The 7,898-nt window shown below is 59.7% G+C and carries 13 protein-coding genes and 1 pseudogene; 7 read left to right on the top strand and 7 right to left on the bottom strand.

Going from position 1 to position 7,898, the window contains the following annotated elements; all coding sequences use genetic code 11:
• Positions 1–43 precede the first annotated feature (43 nt).
• The 5 genes from CKO42_RS25010 to CKO42_RS24990 all read right to left on the bottom strand — a co-directional run bounded on the left by CKO42_RS25010 (position 44) and on the right by CKO42_RS24990 (position 2,363).
• The gene (locus CKO42_RS25010) at positions 44–286 is read right to left on the bottom strand and encodes a hypothetical protein (RefSeq protein WP_200251435.1); all 243 of its coding nucleotides are present in this window, start codon (positions 284–286) and stop codon (positions 44–46) included.
• A 130-nt stretch (positions 287–416) separates the two neighbouring features.
• Complete coding sequence (locus CKO42_RS25005) at positions 417–866, bottom strand: hypothetical protein (RefSeq protein WP_200251433.1); 450 nt, start codon at positions 864–866, stop codon at positions 417–419.
• Positions 863–1,159 carry a hypothetical protein gene (locus CKO42_RS25000; protein ID WP_200251431.1) on the bottom strand — a complete coding sequence of 99 codons (297 nt, stop codon included), beginning with the start codon at positions 1,157–1,159 and terminating at the stop codon, positions 863–865. The genes CKO42_RS25005 and CKO42_RS25000 overlap by 4 nt, the downstream gene beginning before the upstream one ends.
• Before the next feature lie 96 nt (positions 1,160–1,255).
• Positions 1,256–2,194 (bottom strand): DUF2887 domain-containing protein, encoded by a 939-nt coding sequence (locus CKO42_RS24995; RefSeq protein ID WP_200251427.1) that lies wholly within the window; start codon positions 2,192–2,194, stop codon positions 1,256–1,258.
• Positions 2,195–2,198: 4 nt separating this feature from the next.
• Positions 2,199–2,363: a hypothetical protein gene (locus tag CKO42_RS24990; RefSeq protein WP_200251424.1), complete on the bottom strand. Its 165-nt coding sequence runs from the start codon at positions 2,361–2,363 to the stop codon at positions 2,199–2,201.
• 289 nt (positions 2,364–2,652) lie between these two features.
• Here CKO42_RS24990 and CKO42_RS24985 point away from each other — a divergent pair, with 289 nt between their 5' ends.
• Entirely contained in the window at positions 2,653–3,768 is a 1,116-nt protein-coding gene (locus CKO42_RS24985) for a glycosyltransferase family 2 protein (protein ID WP_200251421.1), read from the top strand.
• 72 nt (positions 3,769–3,840) lie between these two features.
• On the opposite strand, the pseudogene CKO42_RS24980 reads toward CKO42_RS24985, so the two are convergent.
• Positions 3,841–4,523, bottom strand: a pseudogene (locus CKO42_RS24980) (nucleotidyltransferase family protein).
• 248 nt (positions 4,524–4,771) lie between these two features.
• On the opposite strand from CKO42_RS24980, the gene CKO42_RS24970 reads away from it, so the two are divergent.
• The 6 genes from CKO42_RS24970 to CKO42_RS24945 are packed head-to-tail and all read left to right on the top strand — an operon-like array spanning position 4,772 to position 7,245.
• Positions 4,772–4,963, top strand: coding sequence for a hypothetical protein (locus CKO42_RS24970; RefSeq protein WP_200251412.1), 192 nt, complete (start codon positions 4,772–4,774; stop codon positions 4,961–4,963).
• Complete coding sequence (locus CKO42_RS24965) at positions 4,926–5,426, top strand: DegT/DnrJ/EryC1/StrS family aminotransferase (protein WP_338035000.1); 501 nt, start codon at positions 4,926–4,928, stop codon at positions 5,424–5,426. The genes CKO42_RS24970 and CKO42_RS24965 overlap by 38 nt, the downstream gene beginning before the upstream one ends.
• A gap of 38 nt (positions 5,427–5,464) precedes the next feature.
• On the top strand, positions 5,465–5,881 hold the full coding sequence (locus tag CKO42_RS24960) for a HEPN domain-containing protein (protein WP_200251409.1): 417 nt from the start codon (positions 5,465–5,467) through the stop codon (positions 5,879–5,881).
• A complete protein-coding gene (locus CKO42_RS24955; RefSeq protein WP_200251407.1) occupies positions 5,863–6,285 on the top strand; it encodes a hypothetical protein in 423 nt (140 codons plus the stop codon). Before CKO42_RS24960 ends, CKO42_RS24955 begins: the two co-directional genes overlap by 19 nt.
• 36 nt (positions 6,286–6,321) lie before the next feature.
• Positions 6,322–6,957, top strand: coding sequence for a NeuD/PglB/VioB family sugar acetyltransferase (locus tag CKO42_RS24950; RefSeq protein WP_200251405.1), 636 nt, complete (start codon positions 6,322–6,324; stop codon positions 6,955–6,957).
• Positions 6,958–6,990: 33 nt separating this feature from the next.
• The gene (locus tag CKO42_RS24945; RefSeq protein ID WP_200251395.1) at positions 6,991–7,245 is read left to right on the top strand and encodes a hypothetical protein; all 255 of its coding nucleotides are present in this window, start codon (positions 6,991–6,993) and stop codon (positions 7,243–7,245) included.
• 173 nt (positions 7,246–7,418) lie between these two features.
• Here the strand turns inward: CKO42_RS24945 and CKO42_RS24940 are convergent, their stop codons facing one another.
• Positions 7,419–7,661, bottom strand: coding sequence for a hypothetical protein (locus CKO42_RS24940; RefSeq protein ID WP_200251393.1), 243 nt, complete (start codon positions 7,659–7,661; stop codon positions 7,419–7,421).
• Positions 7,662–7,898 lie beyond the last annotated feature (237 nt).

Raw genomic sequence — 7,898 nt, 5'->3', positions numbered from 1 at the left:
GGTGTCTCGCGTAACAAACCGAGGGCGCTAATGCTCGTCGTGTTTACGGCGATGATCCTTGCGCAAAGGTCTCAAGCAATTCCATGTCTTTCTGCAAGAGGGTATTGATCAATTGGTCGAAATCCAGACCGCTTTCTTCGGCGCGGCGAAGAACGTACTGCTGGACCTCAGGGTTGAGGTAGACCGGCACATGCCATTGTGCTTGCGGCCGATAAAAGCGTCCGCGCTGACCGGCCGAAAAATCGATCTCGGCGGGCATCTCGTCGTTTGAGTGTGTCGTTTTCATGAGATGCCATGCTTGACGCGATTCGTGTCGGCCTTCCGCGAATCCCAGGCCAGTTCGATCTGTAAAGCTGTGTTTTCCATGTCAAGTCGCTTCCCGCTAGCCGCCAGTTGAGCGCGGCTCACAGCGGCCATCATTGCGGATCACCAGGGCATCGCGTGTTTGGGTCGGCTTCCAGAAACCTGCGATCGGTACCCCTGAAGAAGGTCCAAACGTGGTCCAATGTTGTGTGGCCATGGTGTTGGAGCTCGACGAATGCACTGGCGACGGCCTGGATGTCTGGCGTCGGGGGCTGGAGAAAGCGTTCAGCGAGGCGTGCGGGTGGCTGTTTGGGCTGCCATTTGGCGAGTGCTTGGCAAACATCCTTCATCTCTTTGTGCTGGAAGGCGCGGCGGACCTTGTGACGGAGGTTTTCGCAGCCACGGCCGGTGACAAGATCCTGACTCGCCGCCTCGACCAGTTGATGGAACAGGGCGTAGTAGGCGGCTGACACCGCGCGGCGCAGGCCGGCTTGTCGCGGGCGCTTGGGCTCACGGGTTGCCAGCATACGGGCTTGCTCTAAGAGGTCTGCGGCAAGGGTCATGCCTGCTCCAGAGCAGGCTTCGCAGGGTTGTCAGCCGGGTTTTCCAAGCGAACGTAGGTCCATAGATCAGGAACCTGTTGGGAAACCACGGCCTGAACCGTCTTTTTGCAGTCTAAAAGCTGTTGGCGCTGACGGGGTTGTTGTGCCGCCCCTGGTTGCACCGTGAGCCAGACCCAAATGGCCTCATCGCCATTTGCGTCCTCACCGGGCACGACGCGAAAGTTGATCACCGCGGCCGGCCAGTCAAGGTTTTTTAGTTTCTTTTCAATGGGTTCTATTGATGATGGCATCATTAGATTGTGCTTGTTGGCGGGGCTTGGTGGTCGAGGTTGACCGGGATCTTGAGGCCGGTCTCTAGGTTAAGGGTCCAGTGGGGCTGCACGGTTGGCTCAGGCGTTCGGTTGCGGTGTGGGTTTGGGATGCGCGGCGAGCCAGGTCTCGAGGTCGGCGTCAGTGCTGAAGTCGAGCAGCGCTTCGATGAGATCTTCGAGCGGGTCGACCGGGAGGGCTTGTATGTGGGCCTGTTGCCCCTTGGTGAGGCTGCCAAGGCGGCGGCGCAGAAGGCGTAGCGCCACCCGTTCAGCTTCGCGCCGACGGCCTTCCTCGCGGCCTTCCTCGCGGCCTTCCTCACGGCCTTCCTCCAGCCAAATCGGCTGGTTCTTCGCGACGATCTCCTGATAAGCGCGGGTCTGTTCGAGTGGGGTCATTTCGCCGAGCATGATGAGGATCTCCTCTAAAGTCTGGTCCTTAAAACGCGCCAGCAGCCAGGATTGGAAGACGTCGAGACACTGGCGGCGTGCTTGTTCAGGCAGTGGGGCTTGCTGAATCTGACCATAGGCGAGCGGGGCTTGTTCGCGCAAGCGTTCGCGGTCTTCGACCAGATAGGGCAGAAAGGTGGCGAGCAGCGGGTGCTCGGGCTGGGTCTGACGCAGCTGTTCGAGCACCTCGATGAGATAGACGCGACGGATGGGGCACTGCGGGTCGCGGGCGATGGTGCTGTGCCAGGGTTCGGTCTGGGGGTCGTGCTCATGACTGAGGAACAGCAGCAGGCCGCGCACCGGTTGCTCGAGACGGCGCTCGCCGAGCAGGCCCATGTCGACCAGCAGGCGGTGGTAGATGGCGTCGTCTTTCTGGGCTTGGACTTCGATCGCCCAGATGGCTTGCTTGGGGTCTGCCGGGAGCACGACACCGTCGATGCGCCGCTCTAGGGCTTTGACGTCGATGGCCTCGAAGGCGTAGGGGCCATCGATGCATAGGCCGGCGGTGAGCAGGCAGAGGAACTCAGGATCGGCGCCGAGGAGTAGGTAAATCTGTTTGTCGGTGTGCATGCGCTCAGCCGTTGCGGGCCAGTACCTGTATAGGAGCGCACAGGAAGGCGACTTTGGGCTCGGGCCAGTCTTCAAGCTCGAGCACCTTCAGGGTGACCGGGTTGTCGAGGTCGGCCGGGACGTTGACCTTGAGGCCGGTCTTGAGGTTAAGGGTCCAGTGGGGCTGCACGGTGGCTCAGGCGTTCGGTTGGGTGCTTAAACACTCACGCAAAGCATCAAGCGAATCGCTATTCTGACAGATCTGGCCAACCTGTCGTCGACTCAAGCATCGGTTCTGTGGGCGCTGTCACTGCTCGCAGCTGGCCAGCTTGATTCAGATCCGTCGTTAATCACCTGTGCGTTGATTGTCGGTCATTGGAGCAAGCCCAAGTCTACGATGACTCCAGGCTTGGTCGCTTCGGTAGGATCAAGCCTCACTTGGCACTCATCCTCATTACTCACTGGCGGCCTCGAATCGGATGCAACCACGTTCAGCGCAAAATCCCTCCCCGCCCAAGTCCCCGCGCTGCCGACTCGCGCTGGTGGTCATCGCTCGCAACGAGGCGGCGACACTGCGCGCCTGTCTGGAGAGCGCGCGGGGCCTGGTCGAGTCGATCATCCTGCTCGATACCGGCTCGAGCGATGACACGGTCGTGATCGCTCAGGCCTGTGGCGCGCAGGTGCATCACTTTACCTGGTGCGACGATTTCGCCGCGGCGCGCAATGCGGCCTTGGCGCACTCGCCGGCGGCTTGGAATCTGATCTTGGATGCCGATGAGCGCCTGGCGGACGATGCCGCTGGGGCAGAAGCCTTGATCGAAGCCACGCGCGGGCCGGCGACGCGCATCGGCCTGCTGCCGGTGATCAGTGCCTTTGATCTCGAGGATCAGGTGGCGCATAGCACCTCGTGGCTGCCCCGGCTGCTGCCGGCCTCGGTGCGGTATCAGGGGCGGGTGCATGAGCAGCCGTGCTCGGATCTGCCGCGGGTGCGCTTGCCGATGCCGATCCATCACAGCGGCTACCGCCGCGCGGCGCTGGCACGCAAACGCGGTCGCAATCGGCGGTTGCTACAGGCGATGCTCGAGGAGCGCCCGGAGGATGCCTACCTGCACTATCAGCTGGGCAAGGATGACGAGGTCTATGGGGCCTTCGCGGAGGCCGCTGAGCACGATCAGCGCGCCTTGCAGTGGGTCGCGCCACAGCAAGGCTATCGGCATGATCTGGTGGTGCGGTTGCTTTATGTGCTCAAGCGCGCGGGGCAGTTGGAGACGGCGATTCAGCTGGCCGAGCAGGAGATGCCGCACTGGCAACAATCGCCGGATGTCTTCTTTGTGCTCGGTGATCTGTTACTCGACTGGGCGATGGCGCATCCGGCCCAGGCCGAGCAGGAGTTCCTACCGCTGGTGGACTCCGCTTGGTCGACCTGCCTGGCGCTGGGCGAGCAGCCGCAGCTTGAGGGCAGCGTGCAGGGGCGTGGTAGCTTTCTGGCGGCGCATCACCTGGCGGTGCTCCATGAGCAGATGGGACGCTCAGAACAGGCGCGACAGTATCAGCAGCTGGCGCATGAGTTGCGCGAAGGGCAAGGGAAGGCCTGATCTCGGTGCCAGGCGTTGATGCTTCAGCACAAGGGGTCGGAGATACCGTCCCGGGCAGCCGTCAACCTGCCCTCACCCCTCCCCAAAATGCACATCAAACTCCGCCCGAGCCAGCTCAAGATCCGGATGCCGGCCAATATCCAGCCAATACTCAATAATCGGATAGGTCAGCAGGCGCTTCTTCTCCGCCAACAGCGTGGTCATCAGATCGGTCATATCCGTCCGCTGGCCCTTGGGGATCCGCTGCCGTAGCTCGGGGTTCATCAGGTAGATGCCGGCATTCACATCATGCCGATACACCGGCTTCTCGACGATGCCCTTGATGTGATCGTCCTCTTGTAACAACACCCCATAGGGCACGGAGATGTCGTAGCGCACCGCGCCAACGGTAAAGTCACTCTCCTCCTCGCGATGAAAGTCGAGGATCTTGCGGAAATCGGCCTTGGTCAGCAGATCGCCATTGGTGACGAAGAACGGCTGCTCCAGCGTCTCGCGCAACAGGCCAAGCGCACCCGCGGTGCCAGGCGGCGGCTGCTCAAGTAGGTCGTCGATGCGCACCCCAACGCTGAGCCGTCGCCGAAGTGCGCTTGAATCTGCTCGAACTTGTCGTGCAGCGCGAAGATGAAGCGATGAAACCCCTGCGCCGCCAACTGGCGGACAATCACCTCCAGCAGCGGCTTGTCGGCGATCGGTCGCATCGGCTTTGGCGTCTCCGCCGTCAGCGGGCGCAGGCGCAGGCCCTTGCCGCCGACCATAATCACCACCCGGTTATCGAGCCGCACCGCAGTCGACTCGTCGCGCAGCACAGCGGGGGCTGGCTCGAATACAAAGGCCCGCGAGCTGCTGGGCTGGGTACCGCAGTATGGCGGCTTGGATGGCTTTCGTCGCGGTCTGAGCGTGACCGTCGCCTGGTTCACGGACCCGAGCAGACTCGCGCAAGACAAGGTGGATCGGTATAACCTATGACAATCGCTCGCGACTCAACTCGAACGGAGCTCTGGTCATGACCAACAGCGTCGATAATCTCGTCCTCGAGCATCTGCGCGCGATCCGCGCCGTACAAGACAAACGCACCGAGCGCTTTGCCCGGCTGGAATCGCGCATGACCAATTTGGAATCCACTGTGGCAGGCCTTCGGCGCGACCTCGCGCATAGGTATGGTGAAGTCGTCGAACAGCATGGACATACCGACTAACTCATTGCCCGCATTGATCGCATCGAGCACCGGTTGGAATTCCAAGACGGCTAAACCGCGAACGGGAGATGGGATCGGCTATCTCGACCGCATGCCCAATCTCAACGCCACGCTTGGCTGTGCGCAGCTGGAGCAGTTGCCGGATTTTCTGGCCTCGAAGCGGCGACTGACCGCGCGTTACCTGCAGGCCTTCGCCGGACTTGAGCAGGTACGGCTGATGCAAGAGCCGTCGGGGTGCGAGAGCAACGATTGGCTACAGACGCTGATCTTGGACGAGGCGGTAGCCGATCAACGCGATACGATTCTGGAGGCGACCAACGACGCCGGCTTGATGACCCGCCCAGCCTGGACACTGATGCACCAGTTGCCGCCCTATCAGCACTGCCCGCGCGCACCCTTGCCGGTAGCGGAATCGCTAGCACGGCGGATCATCAACCTGCCAAGTAGCGCGGGGTTGGCGTAATCATTCCGCTTTAAAGCATCATGGGGCAATAATGAGCCATGGGTAAAACTGAAGTTGAGCCAGGAATGCCGCTTAATGAGATCGTTAAAAATCTCAGGCAAAAATATGACGATGCCCTGCTGCTTACTCAGCATCAGCGATACGCGAACGCCATTTATCTGAGTGGTTATTGTGTTGAGTTGGCATTGAAATATGCAGTCACCAAGCAATTAAATTGGCGGACATTTCGGACAGCAGGCGATCTAAAGGTTCTCAAAACACACAACTTCCTTTTTCTCCTCCAGCTCACTGGAAAAGAAAAAGCTATCAAAGAATTAGCCGCTTGGAATGTGGTCAGCAAGTGGCATGAGACAAAGCGGTATGAAGACCCTCGAAGCGCAAAAGAGACGGATGCCACAAGCATGCTGTCTGCAACCCAGACACTGGTGAAAGCATTATGCGAAATCTCGCTTTAACAATCGCCAAGGCACTGCAGGCAATCGAGCAGGAGCGTGGCCCTTTCAAGGTCAAATGTCTGGTGGCCCAAGATCCGGAAGATATCCAATGGGATCTGATTCTTTGGGCTGACTGGTTCGAAGAGGATGAGTTCAAGCGCCTAGATTATCTGATCGAAAAGATCATCAAGCCGCTTGATCAGGATGCTTTGGTCCAATTCAATGGAATCATCACCTTTGGATCTAGCGATGAAAACAACATGCTGAAGGCCCTGCGTCAGATTCAAAATAATGTTGCAAAAGGTTTTTACAGGACTCTATGGGATGGTGATATCTTAGAAATCAGCGCAAACTTGCCTCAGGCGCGCTTAGTCATTCCATTGAATCTTCAGTTAGAGACTGAAAAACAAAGCGCCTTGGCATGATCCAGGATGCCTTTCCCCCGGTAGCCTGGTGTTGATATGACGCCACTCTTACTCCTCGGCGGCGGCGGCCACTGCCGCGCCTGCATCGACGTGATCGAAGCCGAGGCTAGATACCAGATCGTCGGCATCGTCCAGCCGCCGACGGAGGGAACCGAAGCCGTGCTCGGCTATCCCATACTCGGCAGCGATGACGACTTGCCGGCCCTGCTCGCCAAGACACCCAATGCCCTCGTCACCGTCGGCCAGATCAAGAGCCCCGGCACCCGCAGGCGACTATTCAACCTGCTCAAGCACCATGGCGCCAAGCTCCCCGTGATCCAGTCGCCGACCGCCTACTGCTCGCGCCACGCCACCCTTGGCGAAGGCAGCCTCCTGATGCACGCCTGCCTGATCAATGCCAACGCCCGCATCGGTGCCAACTGCATCATCAACAGCCAGGCGCTGATCGAGCATGATGCCGAGATCGGCGATCACTGTCACATCGCCACCGGCGCGCGCGTCAACGGCGGCGTACTCATCGGCGAGGGCACCTTCATCGGCAGCGGTGCGATCCTCAAACAAGGCATCAGCATCGGGGCTGGCGCGATCATCGGTGCCGGCCAGGTAGCGTTAACAGGCCTCCCCGCTGAAACAACGCTGAGAAGTTCCCAGAGGGGTATTATTTCGAGCTGACCAAATCCCAACAAATCCCAAAAGGACGAACTGGTGGAAAATTTCCACCGGTTTGAGCATTTAAAGCACTCGACGGTCAACCCGAAGGCCTTCATGGCACGCCTACAGAAGGACATCAAGGGCGTTGAGCTCCAGATCAAAGAGGTCGACGCGCGCTTACAGGAGCGGATTAACCAGCTCGAAGTGAGCCTGCATCAGGCACTGGCCGCGCAGACCCGTTGGCTCATCGGCGGCCTCGCCATCCTCGGCGTCGTGCTAAAGCTCGCGGATGTGCTGATCGGACCTTGACGACGCTCGACGGCGCTGTGGCTTGAGCGCTCGGCGTTGGCGCGCCATCAGGGCCGCAACCGCAGGCTGTTGTTGGCGCGGCTCAGTGAAACACCGCCTTTGGGGTCTCAGCGGTGAGGATGCGCTCTGGTGTCTCGCGTAACAAACCGAGGGCGCGCTAATGGTCGTCGAGTTTATGACGATGATCCTTGCGCAAAGGTCTCAAGCAATTCCATGTCTTTCTGCAAGAGGGTATTGATCAATTGGTCGAAATCCAGACCGCTTTCTTCGGCGCGGCGAAGAAAGTACTGCTGGACCTCAGGGTTGAGGTAGACCGGCACATGCCATTGTGCTTGCGGCCGATAAAAGCGTCCGCGCTGACCGGCCGAAACATCGATCTCGGCGGGCATCTCGTCGTTTGAGTGTGTCGTTTTCATGAGATGCCATGCTTGACGCGATTCGTGTCGGCCTTCCGCGAATCCCAGGCCAGTTCGATCTGTAAAGCTGTGTTTTCCATGTCAAGTCGCTTCCCGCTAGCCGCCAGTTGAGCGCGGCTCACAGCGGCCATCATTGCGGATCACCAGGGCATCGCGTGTTTGGGTCGGCTTCCTGAAACCTGCGATCGGTGCCCCTGAAGAAGGTCCAAACGTGGTCCAATGTTGTGTGGCCATGGT

Origin of the sequence: Lamprobacter modestohalophilus, assembly GCF_016583905.1 — a bacterium.
Classification (GTDB): Bacteria; Pseudomonadota; Gammaproteobacteria; order Chromatiales; family Chromatiaceae; genus Lamprobacter; species Lamprobacter modestohalophilus.
The sequence above is the reverse complement of the archived record's forward strand: the minus strand, read 5'-3'. Positions and strand labels throughout refer to the sequence as shown.